The organism is Mycobacterium cookii (genome assembly GCF_010727945.1).
GTDB lineage: Bacteria > Actinomycetota > Actinomycetes > Mycobacteriales > Mycobacteriaceae > Mycobacterium > Mycobacterium cookii.
This window is the reverse complement of record NZ_AP022569.1, coordinates 3387577-3404383: the sequence shown is the minus strand read 5'-3', so window position 1 is coordinate 3404383 and position 16807 is coordinate 3387577. Positions and strand designations below refer to the sequence as shown.

Sequence of the window (16807 nt, the reverse complement as noted above, 5' to 3'; positions counted from 1 at the left end):
TCTCGGTTGCATTGCAGACCGATCAGGGCTTGGTCCCAGGTGTGTTCCAGGTCGATTCCGGTGCTGGTAGCCGTGACTTCGTCCTGGTTACAGTCGCTTTCTGCGACGTCACGCTCTACCGACCCGCGCGATGTGAAAGGACCGACTCTCATGAAGCAGACAGCCTCTAGCTGGCGAGTAACGGTCGCGGGTCTCGCCGTCGGCGCGTGCGGTGTGTTGGGCCTGGCGAGCCCGGCCGCGTCGGCCGATCCGGTCTTCCCGCCCCGGCCCATCCCCGCGCCGATCCCGGCCCCCGCCCCACAGGCCGTCGCGCTGAACCCCGGGGCCCTCGCCAACCCCATGCCGGCTCCGGCGCCGCAGGCCGCACCCGCGGTGGCCCCGGCAGCACCCCCGCCGCAGGCCGCGCCGCCCGCCCCGCCGCCTCCGCCGGAACTCGCACCGGCCGCCGCCGGGACATTGCGTGAGTTCTTCGGCAGCAAGGGCGTCAAGATGGAGCCGCAGAAGGCGCCCGGCTTCAACGCGCTGGACCTGGTCTTGCCGATGCCGCCCGGGTGGACGCAGGTTCCCGACCCGAACGTCCCGGACGCGTTCGTGGTGACCGCCAACCGTCGCAGCAATAGCTTCTACAAATCCAACGCTCAGCTGGTGGTGTACCGGCTGGTCGGCGACTTCGACCCGCATGAGGCCATCACCCACGGCTACATCGACAGCCAGCAACAGCCGGCGTGGCGCACCACCAACGCCTCGCTGGCCGATTTCAACGGCTCGCCGTCATCGATCATCGAGGGCACCTACCGGCAGGACCAGATGACGGTCAACACCTCTCGGCGCCACGTCATCGTGACCTCCGGGCCGGACAAATACCTGGTGTCGCTGGCAGTGACGACCGACGCCTCCCAGGCCGTCGCCGAGGCGCCCTCCACCGACGGCATCATCAACGGGTTCCGCGCGGGCCCGCCGGGATCCACCCAGCCCGCAGCCCCGCCGCCAGCAGCCGCCCCGCCTCCCGCGCCACCGGCAGCCGTCGCTCCGCCGCAGGCGCTGGCGCACTAGATCGCACCCGCCGCCAAGCGGCGGCCGGACGGGTTTCGTATTGTGGCCCCATGCTCATCGCAGGAGTGCTCTGTGTCTGCGTGGCCGTCCTGATGGCCGTGCTCGGCTTCTGGTCGCTGGCACGCCCCACAACGGACCAGGTCACCGACACCGCCATGCTGGTGATGCGCTCGGTAGCACCGCCGCAGCTGGCCGCCGCGGTCATGCTGGCCGCCGGTGGAGCCGTCGCGCTGGCCGGACATCACAGCACCGCTCTGCCGGTCGTCGTCGTCTGCATCATCGGCGCGATCGGCACGGTCGCCGCCGGGTCGTGGCAGACCGCGCGGTTCGCGCTGCGCCAGGAGGAGGCCGCCGCCGCGAGCTGTGCTGGTAGCTGCGCGGCCTGCACGCTCAGCTGCCATTGAAGTTGTCCCTGAGGCGCCTGTCGGCGCTGCCGATCGATACCTTCCTGCTTGCCATGGCGGCGACGGTCGCGCTCGCTGCTCTCTTCCCTGCCCGCGGGAGCGCTGCGGCCGCAATGTCGGTTGCCGCCAAAGTCGTTATCGCCGTACTGTTCTGGCTATACGGTGCCCGGTTATCGCCGCAGCAGGCCTGGCACGGCGTCAAGCGCTGGCAGCTGCACCTGCTGGTATTGGCCACCACCTTTGTGGTGTTCCCGGTTCTCGGCCTGGCTGCCCGCGGCCTGGTTCCCTGGCTGCTGAACCTCGACTTGTACAACGGGCTGCTGTTCCTGTGCCTGGTCCCGTCGACAGTGCAATCCTCGATCGCGTTCACTTCGATTGCGCGGGGCAATGTTTCGGCTGCGCTGGTCAGCGCGTCCCTGTCCAACATCATCGGGGTGGCGCTGACCCCGCTGTTGGTCGTGCTGCTGATGAACACCAGCGGCGGGGCCAAGATGGACGCCTCGGCGATCCGCGACGTCGGGCTGCAACTGCTGCTGCCCTTCGTGCTGGGTCAACTGATGCGGCGTTGGATCGCCGACTGGATTGCCAGGCACGCCGTGTTGACGAAGGCCGTCGACCGCGGCTCGATCCTGCTGGTCGTCTACACCGCGTTCTCGATGGGTGTGGTCGAACACATCTGGCGCAGCGTCGATCCGTGGCAACTGGTCACGGTGGCCGTGGTCAACAGCGTGCTGCTGGCCGTGGTGCTGCTCTTCACCTGGCTGATCGGTCGACTCGTCGGCCTGGACCGCGGGGATAGCATCGTGCTGCTGTTCTGCGGGTCGAAGAAGAGCCTGGCGTCGGGTCTGCCGATGGCGCTGGTGTTCTTTCCCGCCGCCACCGTCGGCGTGATCATGTTGCCGCTGATGATCTTTCACCAGATCCAACTGATTGTGTGCTCGGTGATCGCCAGCAGGCTGGCCCGCGACGAGCTACCCGAAGAGGCGCCGGTCGACTAGTTGCGGCTTACGTCGATCGGGTGGGTGGCCAGCATCGACAGCGGCTGCGGCTGACGTCGCAGCACGCGGCCCCACAAATCCACCCGCGGCTCGACCAGAACGTCAGATGGCAACGCCGACAACACAATCCAATCGTCGCGCTCGATCTCGCCTTCCAGCTGGCCGATCGTCCAACCGGAATAGCCGGCGAAAATCCGCACGCCTTCGACCACCGGGGCGATCGACTCCGGGTCGGCGTCCAGATCGACCATCACCATCCGGCCGGCCACGTGGCGCAGGCCGGGAACACCGTCGGGTTCGGCGCCGACCCGCAGCACCGCCAGGCACAGCGCCGCGTCCCGCTTGACCGGCCCGCCGATGAACATGGTCTTGGGTTTGGCCGCCAGCTTGGCCCACTGCGGCAACACGTTGTACACCGCGGTCTCGCTGGCACGGTTCAGCACCACGCCCAACGTGCCGCCGTCGTTGTGTTCGACGATGTAAATCACGCTGCGGCGGAAGGTCGGTTCGAGCAGATCCGTGTTGGCCAGAAGCAACGTTCCCGCGCGCACACGGTGTGCGGCGGGGGCAATGTAGTCCTCCGGGTCTTCGGGCTGCGGCACCCTTCCATCATGGCATCCGACTCCGACCGCCGTGGTGAACCAGAAGCGCGCATCGAAGAATTTGTACTGTTGTTAACAGCGTCCGCTGGCCGGCCGACGTTTGCCGGGCTCCAGGGGAAGTAGGTCCAGTGACTCATCCGCACGCACCCGCCGTTGTCTGGCGCGCGGTGCGGGGTCTGCCCGACTTTTGGCGGTTGCTGGAACTGCGGGCGGCCAGCCAATTCGGCGACGGGCTGTTCCAGGCGGGACTGGCCGGGGCGCTGCTGTTCAACCCCGAGCGGGCCTCCCGGCCGCTGGAGATCGCCGGCGCGTTCGCGGTGCTGTTCCTGCCGTATTCGCTACTGGGTCCGTTCGCCGGGGCGCTGATGGACCGCTGGGACCGGCGGCTGGTGCTGATCGCTTCCAATGTGGGCCGGGTGGCGTCGGTCGCGGTGGTGGGGATCTGCCTGGCGTTTGGTGTCCGCGACTTGTTGGTGCTGTGCGGGGCGCTGGTGGTCAACGGGCTCGCCCGGTTCGTCTCGTCGGGTCTGTCGGCTGCGCTGCCGCATGTGGTGCCGCGTGAGCAGGTCGTGACGATGAACTCGACCGCCTCGGCGACCGGCGCGATCGCGGCGTTCCTCGGTGCCAACTTCATGCTCGTGCCGCGGGCGTTCGTCGGCTCCGGCGACCGCGGATCGGCGTCGATCATCCTGCTGGTCATCGTTCCGCTGCTGATTTCGCTGGTGTTGTCACTGCGGTTCCCCGCGCACGTGCTGGGTCCCGACGACACCCGGCAGGCGATCCACGGCTCGGTCCTCTACGCCGTCGTCACCGGCTGGATGCACGGCGTGCGGACCGTGCTGGACCGTCCCACCGTGGCGGCGACGCTGTCCGGGTTGGCCGCGCATCGGATGGTGTTCGGCATCAACTCGCTGCTGGTGCTGTTGCTGGTGCGTCATCGCGACAACGCCGCAGTCTCCGCGTTCGGTAACGCCGTGCTGTTCGTCGCGGCGGCCGGCATCGGATCATTTCTGGCGAACCTGGTCACGCCGGCCACCGTGCGCCGCTGGGGTCGCTACGCCACCGCCAACGGAGCGCTGGCGCTCGCAGCGGCCATCGAGGTCACCGGGGTCGGCCTGCAGCTGTGGGTGTTGGTGACGTGCGGCTTCCTGCTTGGCGGCGTCGGCCAGGTACTGAAGTTGTGCGCGGACACCGCGATTCAGGTCGACGTGGACGATGCGCTGCGCGGACACGTGTTCGCCGTACAGGATTCGCTGTTCTGGGTCGCTTTCATCGGAGCGATCACGCTGGCGGCGTTCGTCATTCCCGCCGACGGCCGTTCGCCTGTCCTGATCGCCGCCGGCGCCGTGGTCTACCTGTGCGGGATGGCTGCGCACAGTGTCGTCGGGCGGCGCGGCGCGAATCGCTAAGGTACACGGATGGCCGACCTGCAGCAGATCGTCGAGGACCTGCGCGCGGAAAGCGACGAGCTCGATGCGCTGGTGGCACCGCTAGCCGACGACCGCTGGACCACCCCGACGCCCGCCGCCGGCTGGAGCATCGCCCACCAGATCGGGCATCTGCTGTGGACCGACCGCGTCGCCCTGCTCGCGGTGACCGACGAGGCGGCGTTCGCCGACGTGGTGCAGACCGCGGGTGCTGACCCGCTCGGCTTCGTCGACACCGCGGCCGACGAACTCGCCGCTGTCGCGCCCGGCGAGTTGCTCGCCGATTGGCGACGAACCCGGGCACGGCTGCACGATGCGCTGTTGACCGTCTCCGACGGTCGCAAGTTGCCGTGGTTCGGACCGCCGATGAGCGCGTCCTCGATGGCGACGGCGCGGCTGATGGAGACCTGGGCGCACGGGCTCGACGTGGCCGACGCGCTCGGCGTGGCCCGGCCCCCCACCGCCCGGCTGCGCTCGATCGCGCATATCGGTGTGCGCACCCGGGATTTCGCGTTCGTAGTCAACGGCCTGCAACCGCCGAGGGAGACGTTCCGGGTGGAGTTGCGGGCGCCGGACGGCGACCTGTGGTCGTGGGGTCCCGACGATGCGGCGCAACGCGTCACCGGCTCGGCCGAGGACTTCTGCTGTCTGGTCACGCAGCGTCGTCCGTTGCGCGAGTTGGACATCAAGGCCGACGGCGACGACGCGGCGCGTTGGCTGCCTATAGCGCAGGCCTTCGCCGGTCCGCCCGGCTCGGGCCGTTAGCCGTTCGATGTCTGACGCACTTGTCGTGTTGCCGCGGGAGCTGACCGAGGGGCTCAGCGACGACGTCCGCACTGCTCCCCCGCCCCCTGCGCCGGTGCTGGCCGAGCCCTACGCGCTGCGACTCGTAGACCCGGACGCCGACGCCGAGATGATCTCGCGGTGGATGAACATGCCGCATCTGGTCGAGGCGTGGGAGTCTGACTGGCCGCCGTCGCGGTGGCGGGATTATCTGCGCGCTCAGCTCGGCGGCACCTACTCGCGCCCATACATCGGCAGCATGCACGGCGAAGACGGCGGATATGTCGAGGTGTACCGCGCCGCAAAGGATTCCATTGCGAACCGGTATGACGCCGACCCGTATGACGTCGGGCTGCACGCGGCCATCGCCGAGCTGTCGATCGTCAACAAAGGGCTGGGCCCATTCCTTTTGCCCCGCATCGTCGCCAGCGTCTTCGAGGTCGAACCCCGTTGCCGCCGAATCATGTTCGACCCCGACCATCGCAACACCGCGGCGCGACGGCTGTGCGAATACGCCGGGTGCACGTTCCTTGGCGAGCACGACATGAGCAACCGCCGGATGGCGTTGTACGCACTGCCCCGCACTCCGGCCGATGTCCCGGAGGCGCGCTAACTCGGACTGGCGCCCACCAGGGCCGGCTTCATGTCGCGCCACCACCGGCGCAGCGGGTCACGTGGTCGCGGTCGCCAGGTTGCGTTTGACTTCCAGGCGGCGCAGCTTGCCCGACGAGGTGCGTGGCAGCGAACCGGGCCGGACGAACACCACGTTGGCCGGCACGATGCCGCATTCGGAGGCGACTTTGGCGACCAGCTCGCGGCGGGCGCCGGCTTCGTCGGGGCCGCGGAATTCGGCGGTGATCACCAGACCGGGCCGGGTCGAGTCGTCGTCGGTGCCCACCGCGACGACGGCTCCCTCACGGACACCGCGTATTTCGGCGGCGACCCGTTCGATCTCGGCAGGGAAGACGTTGCGGCCCGCGATGGTGATGATCTCTTTGGCCCGCCCGCAGACGACCAGCCCGTCGTCGGTGAGGTAGCCGAGGTCGCCGGTCGGAAACCAGGCGCCGGGCTCCAGCGGGGTGTCGCCGAGGTAGCCCGACATCATCGAGGTACCGCGGATCTCGATCTCGCCGACGTCGCGGTCGGGCAGCTCGGCGGGACGCTCGGCGACCGCGCCGATGCGAACTTCCATCCCGGGGATCGGCGAGCCGAGCACGGCGTGCCGTCGCGGTCCCGAATCTGTTGCCGGAGAAGTGATCTCGTCATACAGCAGGCCGGTGCCCGGGGCGGGGATGGTGACCGCGCAGGTGGATTCGGCCAGCCCGTAGGACGGGGCGAGTGCCCCGGCGTCAAACCCGAACGCGCTCAACGCGTTCGCGAACCGCTCCATCGCCGTACAGTCGACGGGTTCGCCGCCGTTGATCGACACTCGCACCCGGCCCAGGTCGACGTCGGATACCAGCCGCGCGTACTTACCGATCATGCTGTAGGCCATATTCGGCGCTGCGGTCAGTGTCATCCCGCTTTCGCTGAGCCACCGCAGCCACCGGAATGGCGACGCGGTGAACGCCGCGGTCGGCGCCAGCCAGACCGGCGTCCCGGCCAGCGCACCGCTGAGCAGAAAGGTCAGGCCCATGTCGTGATACAGCGGCAGCCAGGTGCATCCGCCGTCGACGGCGGGGTCGACGTCGAATCGGGTGAGCAGACCGTTCATGTTGTTCAGCACCGCTTCGGCGGAAAGCTGTGCGGTGCGGGGGCTTCCGGTCGAACCCGCGGTGCCCTGCAGGACCGCGGGCGCGCCTGCGGCGGCATCGACGGGTACCAACGTGGTCGAGAGCTCTTTACGCGCAACGGCACTCACGTCGAGCACCGCCGGGCCGTCGGCCCCGCGCAGCAGATCGAGTTCGGCGCCGTGGCTGAACACCGTGTCCACCCTCAGCCCGGCGAACCGCGTCAGCGTCGCGTGCGCCCACTGCTGCGGGTCGGCGCCGCGGACCGGTCCGGGCAGAATCGACACGCTGCGCCCGGCCAGCCAGGCTCCCTGGACGGCCGCGACGACGTCCGCGGTGGGCTCGCCGACCAGACCGACCGCGCCGGGCCGTGGCTCGTCGAGGATGCGTGCGGCGACGCTCTCGGCGCGGGCCTGCACCTGCGGCCACGGGTGCCGTATCCAGCCGTCGGCTTCCCGGTCGAAGACGACGAGGTCGTGGGCTGACGAGCGCATCGCCCCCGACAGGGCGGTGGCCAGCACGCTCACTGGCCGACCGGGACCTTTGCCCGGATGACGTCTTCCAAATCGCCGACGGTGTCGCAGCCCAGCAACTCTTGTTCGGACACCACGACTCCGAGTTTGTCCTCGATCGCCACCATGCCCACCGCGAACGCCACCGAGTCCAGGCCCACGTCGTCCACCAGCCGCGAATCCGGGGTCACCCGGCTGGTGTCGATGTTGAGGTCGTCGCGCAGGATCGCGGTCAGCGCGGCGCTTACCGAGTCAGGGTGTGACTCCTCGACGTTCATGGGCCGTGACAGTACCGGGCCACCGGAACGGACGGGGACCTACGTTTTGGGCGTGACGGGGCCGGCGGCGTCGGCGGCGCCGTCGCCATCGGTGTCGGTGAGCTTGAGGTCCCACCGACCGTCGCCGTCGGTGTCCACGTAGCCGGTCACCCCGTTGTCGGCAGAGGTGATGACGCGGTCGGCCAGCCCGTCGCCGTCGCTGTCGAGCAAACGCGCGCCGGCGCCGAACTCGGTCGGCGGGCCGCCGGTGTGCTCGACGCCGTCGAGGCCGAACCAGCGCAGCGCGGGCCCGGCCCGGGCGGGGACTTCGGCGGTCACCGTCCAGGTGCCCGAGCCGTCGTCGGTGAAGTAGCTTTCCCCGGCGCCGTGCACGTCGAGCACGGCATGATCGGCGACGCCGTCGCCGTCCAGGTCGGCCAGCGCATCGTCGGCCAGGCCGTCTCCGTCGAAGTCCAGGCTGACCGCGTCCAATCGGCCGTCACCGTTGAGGTCGAGATCCGGTGCGCGGGTCCACATCGACGCCGCCCCGTCGCCGTTGCTCAGGCAATACTCCATGCCAGTGCGACGCGCTGCGACCGCTATCGGTTCCCGCGGGCTTGCCACCAGGACAGCAGCTCGGCGGTCGCCTCCTCGTGGGTCAGCGGGCCGCGATCCAGCCGCAGCTCCTTGAGGTGACGCCAGGCCTCCCCCACCTGAGGGCCCGCCGGAATGCCCAGCAACTGCATGATCTCGTTGCCGTCCAGATCCGGGCGCACCCGCTGCAGGTCTTCCTTGGCGGCCAGTTCGGCGATGCGCGCCTCGAGGTCGTCGTAGTTGGCCTGCAAACGTGCCGCCCGCCGCCTGTTGCGGGTGGTGCAGTCCGCGCGGACCAGCTTGTGCAGCTGCGGAAGCAGCGGGCCGGCGTCGGTGACGTAGCGGCGCACCGCAGAGTCGGTCCACTTGCCGTCGCCGTAGCCGTGGAACCGAAGATGCAGGTACACCAGTTGCGAGACGTCGTCGACGATATGTCTCGAATACTTCAAGGCGCGCAGGCGTTTTCGGACCATCTTGGCGCCGACGACCTCGTGGTGATGGAAGCTGACCCCGCCGTCGGGTTCGTGCTTTCGGGTGGCCGGCTTGCCGATGTCGTGCAGCAGCGCCGCCCAGCGCAGCACCAGGTCGGGCCCCTCGTCCTCCAAGGCGATGGCCTGTCGCAGCACCGTCAACGAATGCTGGTAGACGTCCTTGTGCTGGTGATGCTCGTCGATCGCCATCTGCATGCCGCCGACGTCGGGCAGCACCACGTCGCCCATCCCGGTCTGCACCATCAGGTCGATGCCGGCGACCGGGTTGTCGCCCAGCAGCAGCTTGTCCAGCTCGACGGCGACTCGCTCGACGGTGATCCTGCCGAGTTCGGCCGCCATGTCCTCGATCGCGGTCCGCACCCGCGGGGCGACGGCGAAACCGAGTTGCGAGACGAACCGCGCTGCCCGCAGCATCCGAAGCGGGTCGTCGCCGAACGAATCGGCGGGCTTGGCGGGCGTGTCCAGCACCCCGGCCCGCACCGCGGCCAAGCCGCCCAGGGGGTCGACGAATTCGGCCGCGCCGGTGGCGGCGACGCGCACTGCCATCGCGTTCACGGTGAAATCCCGACGCACCAGGTCGTCGTCGAGCGAGTCGCCGAAGGCCACCTGCGGATTGCGGGACACCCGGTCGTAGCGATCGGCCCGGAAGGTGGTGATCTCGAGGCGACGGTGGTCCTTCTCGGCGCCGACGGTGCCGAACTCGATCCCGGTGTCCCACAACGCGTCGGCCCACGGCCGCAGCAGTTTCTGCACCTGCTCGGGGCGTGCGTCGGTGGCGAAATCCAGGTCCCCGGTGTCGAGTCGGCCCAGCACCGCGTCGCGCACCGAGCCGCCGACCAGGTAGAGCTGGTGGCCGGCCGTCGCGAACAGCGAGCCGAGCCCGCTCAGGACGTCGGCGTGCCTGTGCAAGGCGACCGCGGCGGCGGCCAGCAGCTCCGCATCGTCAGTGGGTTCCGGCACGGAAGCAGCGTAGTCGGGCGACGATGCGTCCGCCCGCGGCCGTTGAGGAGCCCGACCATCGAAATCAGTCGGGCGACGATGCGTCCGCCCGCGGCCGTTGAGGAGCCCGACCATCCGGCCGGCCGCGGCCGCTGAGGTCTCGGACGTGTCACTACCGGCGAGTGCGGCTAGTGCGTATGAGCACGCCAGCTACTATCGCTTGGGTGTCCGACGGCGAAAAATCGCAACCGCGTCGGCGTCGGGGGAGGCGCCGCGGTCGGCGCTCAGCGGGATCGAGCGAAAGCCAAACCACCGGCAAAGAGATAGCCGCCGGCGGCACGCCCGCCAACGCCGCCAAGCCCGGCCAACGCCGTCGCGGGCCGGAGCGGCTGCGCACGGTGCACGAGACGTCGGCGGGCGGGCTGGTGATCGACGGCCTCGACGGTCCGCGTGAAGAGCAGGTCGCCGCGCTGATCGGCCGCGTCGACCGGCGCGGCCGGATGCTGTGGTCGCTGCCCAAGGGCCACATCGAACTCGGCGAGACGGCCGAGGAGACCGCGATCCGCGAGGTCGCCGAGGAGACCGGGATTCAAGGCAGCGTGTTGGCCGCACTGGGCCGCATCGACTACTGGTTCGTCACAGACGGACGCCGGGTGCACAAGACCGTGCACCACTATCTGATGCGCTGCTCGGGCGGAGAGCTGTCCGACGAGGATCTCGAGGTCGCCGAGGTGGCGTGGGTGCCGATCCCCGAACTGCCGTCGCGGCTGGCCTACGCCGACGAGCGCAAGCTCGCCGAGGTGGCTGACGAGCTGATCGGCAAGCTGCAGACCGACGGCCCGGCGGCGCTGCCACCGCTGCCGCCCAGTTCTCCGCGGCGCCGGCCGCAGACCCACTCGCGCACCCGAATTCGCCGGCCCGACGAATCTGTGCGCGGCCGCCAGAACGGTCGCGGTTCAGGCCCGTGACGAGGTCCCGGCTCCGGCGGGCCGCTTTGCTGCGCCTCGTCGCGGTGGCCGGCATCCTGACTGTTTCAGGGGTCGCGCCGCATGCCGCAGCGGGCGAGCCCGGCGCAACGCCGTTCGTCCAGGTGCGCATTGATCAGGTGACCCCGCAAGTCGCCACGACGACCAGCGAGCCGGTGGTGACCGTCAAGGGCACCGTCACCAACATCGGCGACCGACCGGTCCGTGAGGTGATGGTCCGGCTCGAGCACGCCGCGGCGGTGACCGCGTCGATCGGCTTGCGCACCAACCTCGACGGCGACACCGACCAGTACGAGGCCGCCGAGGATTTCGTGACGGTGGCGCCGGAACTGAAGCGCGGTCAGAAGATCGGCTTCTCGTTGTCGGCCCCGATGCGATCGGCGGCCAAGCATTCGCTCGACATCTCCGCGCCCGGCGTCTACCCGATGCTGGTCAACGTCAACGGGACCCCCGACTACGGTGCACCGGCGCGGTTGGACAACGCCCGCTTCCTGCTGCCCGTGGTTGGGGTGCCGCCCGATCCGCAGGGCGTGGCCGGTGACGCGCTGGCCGTCGTCGCACCCGACACCTCCAAACCGGTGCCGGTGACCATGCTGTGGCCGCTGGCCGACAAGCCCCGGTTGGCGCCCGGTGTGCCGGGCGGGACCATCCCGGTGCGCCTCACGGACGACGAACTGGCGACATCGCTGGCCGGCGGCGGCCGACTCGACGTGCTGCTGTCCGCCGCCGAGTTCACCACCAACCGCGACGTCGACCCCGACGGCGCGATCGGCCGCGCGCTGTGCCTGGCCATCGACCCCGACCTGTTGGTCACCGTCAACGCGATGATGGCGGGTTACGTCGTCTCCGACTCCCCCAGCGGCCCCGCCCAGCTGCCGGGCACCCCCACCCATCCGGGCACCGGGCAGGCGGCGGCGCTGAACTGGTTGAACCGGCTGCGCGCCCTGGCGCACCGGATGTGCGTCGCGCCGCTGCCCTACGCCCAGGCCGACCTGGACGCCGTGCAGCGCATCGGCGACGTCGGACTCACCGCGACCGCCACCGGCGGGGCCGCCGACATCGTCGACCAGATCCTCGGCGTCGCCGCGGTCCGCGGCGCCACCCTGATCCCCGACGGCTCGCTGACGCAGCGGGCCGTGGACCTGTTGAGCGCCAACAACAGCACCGTGGTGATCGCCGCCGCGGACTCCTCGACCGGCGACTCGAACACCCCGACACCGCCGACCGCCGACACCACACCGCGACGGCTGTCGCCGCAGGTGGTGCTGGCGCCGTTCGACCCTGCCGTCGGCGCCGCATTCGGGGCGACCGGCTCGGACCCCGTCGCGCCCCCCTACCTGAACGCCGCCCTGGCGATCCGGCTGCAGCACGACTCCGAGATCGCCCGCCGCCAGGACGCGTTGGGCTCGATGCTGTGGCGAGCGCTGCAGCCCAAAGCGCTGCCGCGCAACCAGATTCTGCTGCCTCCTACCAGCTGGAAGCTCAGCTCCGACGACGCTGGCGCCATCCTGACCACGCTGGCGACAGCGATCCGGTCCGGCCTGGCCGTGCCACGGCCGCTGCCCGCGCTGATCGCCGACGCCTCCGCCGTCCCGCCGGTCAACGGCACCAAGCAGCCCGATATCGAAGCCGCCGGCGCGCGCGGCCGGTTCACCGACGCCGTCATCGCCAAGATCTCCGCCGAGGTGGGCCGGCTCTCCGGGCTCAGCGTGGCGCTGACCACCGACATCCGCACCGGCCTCACCGGTGTCAACTACACCGCGCCGCTGCGGGAAGACACGCTGCGCGCCATCAGCCAGGCCAACGGGCCCGATACCCGCAACGGGCTGGCTCAGCAACGGCTACAGGTCGTCGGCGACGCGATCAACGACCTGTTCGGCGCCGTCACCATCGTCAAACCGGCCGGCTCCTACACCCTGGCCACCGAACACAGTCCGCTGCCGCTGGCCCTGCACAACGGGCTGGCCGTGCCGATCCGGGTGCGGCTGTCCATCGACGCGCCGCCCGGCATGACGGTGACCGACCTCGGCGAGATGGAGCTGCCGCCGGGATACCTGCCGCTGCGGGTCCCGATCGAGGTGAACTTCACCCAGCGGGTCGCGATCGACGTCGCCCTGCACACTCCGGCCGGGGTGCCGCTGGGCGAGCCGGTGCGGTTGTCAGTGCACTCCAACGCATACGGCAAGGTGCTGTTCGCGATCACGATGAGCGCCGGCGCGGTGCTGTTTGCGCTCGCGGGGCGTCGGCTTTGGCACCGCTTCCGCGGCCAGCCGGACCCCGCCGACCTCGACCGCCCGGATCCGTCCGACGCCGACGACTACGTGAACGACGAGCAGCGGGCATGAACCCCGCCGGCCGGTCCGCACCGCACGGCGGCGCTACCCGCCAGAAACCCCGCTCGAAGCGCAGCCCGGGCCCTCCCACCGGCCCGCTGCCGCCGACCGGGCACGTCCCGTCGCAGGGCACGTCGCCGCAGCCGCGTCCCGAGCTGTCCGACGCCGCCTTGGTGTCGCGGTCGTGGGGAATGGCGTTGGCGACCCTGGTCAGCCGCGTCACCGGATTCGCCCGGATCGTGGTGCTGGCCGCGATCCTGGGCGCCGCGTTGTCCAGCGCGTTCTCGGTGGCCAACCAGCTGCCGAATCTGGTCGCCGCGCTGGTGCTCGAGGCCACGTTCACCGCGATCTTCGTACCCGTGCTCGCCCGCGCCGAGCAGGACGACGCCGACGGCGGCGCGGCGTTCATGCGCCGGCTGGTGACGCTGGCGACCGCAGTGCTGCTGGCCGCCACCCTGCTGTCGGTGGCCGCCGCACCGTTACTGGTACAGCTGATGCTGGGCCGCAGCCCTCAGGTGAACGAGCCGCTGACCACGGCGTTCGCCTACCTGCTCCTTCCGCAGGTGATCTTCTACGGCCTGTCCTCGGTGTTCATGGCAATCCTGAACACCCGCAACGTGTTCGGGCCACCGGCCTGGGCGCCGGTGATCAACAATGTCGTCGCGATCGCGACACTAGGCGCCTACCTGCTCGCACCGGGTGAGCTGTCGGTGGACCCGGTGAAAATGGGCAACGCCAAGCTGCTGGTGCTGGGGATCGGCACGACGCTGGGCGTGTTCGCGCAGACCGCCGTCCTGCTGGTCGCCATCCGGCGCCAACGCATCAGCCTGCGCCCGCTGTGGGGAATCGACGACCGCCTCAAGCGCTTCGGCACGATGGCCGCCGCCATGGTGTTCTACGTGCTGATCAGCCAGATCGGTCTGATCGTCACCAACCAGATCGCCAGCACCGCGGCCGCGTCCGGTCCGGCGATCTACAACTACACCTGGCTGGTGTTGATGCTGCCGTTCGGCATGATCGGCGTGACCGTGCTGACGGTGGTGATGCCGCGGCTGAGCCGCAACGCCGCCGCCGACGACACCGCCGCGGTGCTCGCCGACCTGTCGCTGGCTATTCGGTTGACGATGATCACGCTGATCCCTGTTGTCGCGTTCATGACCGTCGGCGGGTCGGCGATGGGCAGCGCGCTGTTCGCCTACGGCCACTTCGGCGACGTCGACGCCGGCTACCTGGGCTCGGCGATCGCTTTATCGGCGTTCACGCTGCTCCCCTACGCGGTGGTGTTGCTGCAGTTGCGGGTCTTCTATGCCCGCGAGCAGCCCTGGATACCGATCGTGATCATCGTCATCATCACGGCCGTCAAGATCGCCGCGTCGCTGGTCGCGCCGCACGTCACCGACAAGCCCGAGCTGGTCGCGGGTTACCTGGGACTGGCCAACGGCCTGGGTTTCCTGGCCGGCGCGATCGCCGGCTACATCCTGCTGCGCAAGGCGCTACGGCCGCCGGGCGGTCATCTGATCGGCGTGCCGGAGTTGCGGACCATCCTGGTGACGATCACCGCGTCGCTGCTCGCCGGATTGATCGCCTACGTGGTGGACGTGTTGTTGGGCATGCAGCGGCTGACCGCCTACGGGGGCGGCGCCGGCTCGCTGCTGCGGCTGTTCGTGCTCGCGGTGATCATGCTGCCGATCCTGGCCGTCGTCATGGTCCGCGGGCAGGTGCCGGAGGCGCAGGCGGCGTGGGCCGTCCTCCGCCGCTGGATCGGCGCGACGCCGGCCCGCGGTAAGGCCGCCCCGCCGCCCGCTTCCGGCAGGTCAGCACCCGTTGCCGCAGGCAACCCAATGGGCAGCGATCAGCTGTTGCGCTCCAGTAACGTCACGTACCCTGAGCACAGGAATTCGTCCGATCGGGCGGACTATCCGGCACGGGAGCCCGTTCGGCACGGGCGTCCCGAGCACTTGACCGGGGAGGGGCTGAGGAGAGGACCGGGGATGACCGACGGCCCATCGGACAGCACGTCAGCCAAGGCTGCCCCCGACCCTTTTTCGTCGTCCGTTGCCGACGAATTCCACCCCGACGTCCCCACCGATCTGCACGTCGGCACCGTCGCGGCTCCGGAGGATCCGACTCCGCCCAATGGCGGACCGTCCCCCGATCCACCGCGCGGTGACGCCGTCGCGGCATCGCCAGGCCCCTCCGACGAACAGCACCTGGTTCCCGGCGCGAGCATCGCCCGCGGTCGTTATCGATTGTTGGTATTCCATGGCGGGGCGCCGCACCTGCAGTTCTGGCAGGCGCTGGACACCGCGCTGAACCGACAGGTGGCGTTGACGTTCGTGGACCCGGACGGCGCGCTGTCCGACGAGTACGTCCGCGAAATCCTTTCTCGCACGATGCGCTTGAGCCGCCTCGACAAGCTCGGCATCGCCCGGGTGCTCGACGTCGTGCATACCGGCACCGGTGGCTTGGTGGTCTCGGAGTGGGTTCGCGGTGGGTCGTTGCAGGAAGTGGCCGAGACGTCGCCGTCGGCGGTGGGCGCAGCACGCGCGATGCAGACCCTGGCCGCTGCGGCCGAAAGTGCCCACCACGCCGGCGTCGCGCTGTCGATCGACCATCCCAGCCGAGTACGGGTCAGCATCGAAGGCGACGTGGTGCTGGCGTTTCCCGCGACGATCCCGGACGCCAACCCCGAAGACGACATCCGCGGTATCGGCGCTGCGCTGTACGCCCTGCTGGTCAACCGGTGGCCGCTGCCCGAATCCGGCGAGCCCAGCGGCATGGACCCGGCCCCGCGAGGTCCCGGCGGTCAGCCCGTCGAACCGAGTTCCCTCGACGGCGACATCCCCTTCCAGATCTCCGCAGCGGCCACCCACTCCTTGCACGGTGACGGCGGAATACGCAGCGCGGCAACCCTTTTGAACCTGCTGCAGCAGGCGACGGCGGTAGCCGATCGTACCGAGCTGCTAAGCCCCGTCGCCGAGGAGACGCCGCCGCCGACGTCCGCACCGCCGGTCCGGACGCCCTCGCCGTTATTCGAGGAAGAGCAGGCCCACCTGCGCAGGCGCCGCGCCGTGACCATCGGGATCGGTGTGGGGGCCGCCGTGATCGTCGTCGCGCTGGTAGTCCTGGCTTCGGTGCTCAGCCGCATTTTCGGCGACGTCGGTGGCTTGGACAAAGACCAGCTGGGCCTGAATGGGCCGTCGGCGAGCTCGACCGCCAGTCCAGCGGCGGCCGGCAGCGTCGTCAAACCGGTTGGCGTCACGGTGTTCTCGCCCGGCCAGGAACCCGACAATCCGGGTCAGGCCCGCCAGGCGATCGACGGCAACCCGGCGACCGCGTGGGACACCGATACCTATCACGACGCCGTTCCGTTCCCCGCTTTCAAGAGCGGTGTCGGCCTGCTGCTGCAGCTGCCCCAACCCACCGTGGTCGGCACCGTGAGCGTCGACGTCCCCAGCACCGGAACCAAGATCCAGATCCGCTCGGCGGCGACGGCCTCACCGGGCAAGCTCGACGACACCACCGCACTGGGCCAGCCTGTCGCAATGCATCCGGGCCACAACACCATTGCGGTCAACGCATCGTCACCGACGTCCTACCTGCTGGTGTGGATCCCGACGCTGGGCACCACCAACGGGCAAAGCCGCACCAGCATCTCCGAACTCACCGTGCAGGCCAAGTCGTAACAGGGTGAAGTG

General features: G+C 69.8%; 14 protein-coding genes. 9 read left to right on the top strand and 5 right to left on the bottom strand.

All coding sequences use genetic code 11. The features are described 5' to 3' along the window. The first annotated feature begins 150 nt into the window (after positions 1-150). Genes G6N27_RS16005 through G6N27_RS15995 form a run of 3 tightly spaced genes read left to right on the top strand, consistent with a single transcriptional unit; the run spans position 151 to position 2455 of the window. The gene (locus G6N27_RS16005) at positions 151-1053 is read left to right on the top strand and encodes an LpqN/LpqT family lipoprotein (protein WP_163777484.1); all 903 of its coding nucleotides are present in this window, start codon (positions 151-153) and stop codon (positions 1051-1053) included. A 50-nt stretch (positions 1054-1103) separates the two neighbouring features. Beyond that, positions 1104-1457, top strand: a complete 354-nt coding sequence (locus tag G6N27_RS16000) for a hypothetical protein (RefSeq protein WP_163777480.1) — start codon at positions 1104-1106, stop codon at positions 1455-1457. An 8-nt stretch (positions 1458-1465) separates the two neighbouring features. Continuing rightward, positions 1466-2455: a bile acid:sodium symporter family protein gene (locus tag G6N27_RS15995; RefSeq protein WP_163781888.1), complete on the top strand. Its 990-nt coding sequence runs from the start codon at positions 1466-1468 to the stop codon at positions 2453-2455. On the opposite strand, the gene G6N27_RS15990 is transcribed toward G6N27_RS15995, so the two are convergent. Beyond that, a complete protein-coding gene (locus G6N27_RS15990) occupies positions 2452-3057 on the bottom strand; it encodes a YqgE/AlgH family protein (protein ID WP_163777477.1) in 606 nt (201 codons plus the stop codon). The two genes, G6N27_RS15995 and G6N27_RS15990, sit on opposite strands and share 4 nt — an antisense overlap. A 128-nt stretch (positions 3058-3185) precedes the next feature. On the opposite strand from G6N27_RS15990, the gene G6N27_RS15985 reads away from it, so the two are divergent. From G6N27_RS15985 to G6N27_RS15975, 3 genes are read left to right on the top strand one after another with little or no spacing between them, the layout of a single operon-like run. Beyond that, positions 3186-4466 carry an MFS transporter gene (locus G6N27_RS15985; protein ID WP_163777475.1) on the top strand — a complete coding sequence of 427 codons (1281 nt, stop codon included), beginning with the start codon at positions 3186-3188 and terminating at the stop codon, positions 4464-4466. Between the two features lie 9 nt (positions 4467-4475). Then, positions 4476-5249 (top strand): TIGR03084 family metal-binding protein, encoded by a 774-nt coding sequence (locus G6N27_RS15980; protein ID WP_163777471.1) that lies wholly within the window; start codon positions 4476-4478, stop codon positions 5247-5249. Between the two features lie 7 nt (positions 5250-5256). Next, positions 5257-5880 carry a GNAT family N-acetyltransferase gene (locus G6N27_RS15975; protein WP_163777467.1) on the top strand — a complete coding sequence of 208 codons (624 nt, stop codon included), beginning with the start codon at positions 5257-5259 and terminating at the stop codon, positions 5878-5880. Between the two features lie 57 nt (positions 5881-5937). On the opposite strand, the gene mbtM is transcribed toward G6N27_RS15975, so the two are convergent. The 4 genes from mbtM to G6N27_RS15955 are packed head-to-tail and all read right to left on the bottom strand — an operon-like array spanning position 5938 to position 9811. Next, positions 5938-7524 (bottom strand): long-chain-fatty acid--ACP ligase MbtM, encoded by a 1587-nt coding sequence (gene mbtM / locus G6N27_RS15970; RefSeq protein ID WP_163777464.1) that lies wholly within the window; start codon positions 7522-7524, stop codon positions 5938-5940. Then, positions 7521-7787, bottom strand: coding sequence for an acyl carrier protein (locus G6N27_RS15965; RefSeq protein WP_163777461.1), 267 nt, complete (start codon positions 7785-7787; stop codon positions 7521-7523). Before G6N27_RS15965 ends, mbtM begins: the two co-directional genes overlap by 4 nt. A gap of 39 nt (positions 7788-7826) precedes the next feature. Continuing rightward, the gene (locus tag G6N27_RS15960; protein WP_163781887.1) at positions 7827-8342 is read right to left on the bottom strand and encodes a pullulanase; all 516 of its coding nucleotides are present in this window, start codon (positions 8340-8342) and stop codon (positions 7827-7829) included. 23 nt (positions 8343-8365) lie between these two features. Then, positions 8366-9811: a CCA tRNA nucleotidyltransferase gene (locus G6N27_RS15955; protein WP_163777458.1), complete on the bottom strand. Its 1446-nt coding sequence runs from the start codon at positions 9809-9811 to the stop codon at positions 8366-8368. Between the two features lie 203 nt (positions 9812-10014). Here G6N27_RS15955 and G6N27_RS15950 point away from each other — a divergent pair, with 203 nt between their 5' ends. The 3 genes from G6N27_RS15950 to murJ are packed head-to-tail and all read left to right on the top strand — an operon-like array spanning position 10015 to position 16795. Then, entirely contained in the window at positions 10015-10758 is a 744-nt protein-coding gene (locus G6N27_RS15950; protein WP_163777456.1) for an NUDIX hydrolase, read from the top strand. Continuing rightward, complete coding sequence (locus G6N27_RS15945; RefSeq protein WP_163777453.1) at positions 10755-13121, top strand: hypothetical protein; 2367 nt, start codon at positions 10755-10757, stop codon at positions 13119-13121. The genes G6N27_RS15950 and G6N27_RS15945 overlap by 4 nt, the downstream gene beginning before the upstream one ends. After that, a complete protein-coding gene (gene murJ, locus G6N27_RS15940; protein WP_163777450.1) occupies positions 13118-16795 on the top strand; it encodes a murein biosynthesis integral membrane protein MurJ in 3678 nt (1225 codons plus the stop codon). The genes G6N27_RS15945 and murJ overlap by 4 nt, the downstream gene beginning before the upstream one ends. Positions 16796-16807: the final 12 nt, after the last annotated feature.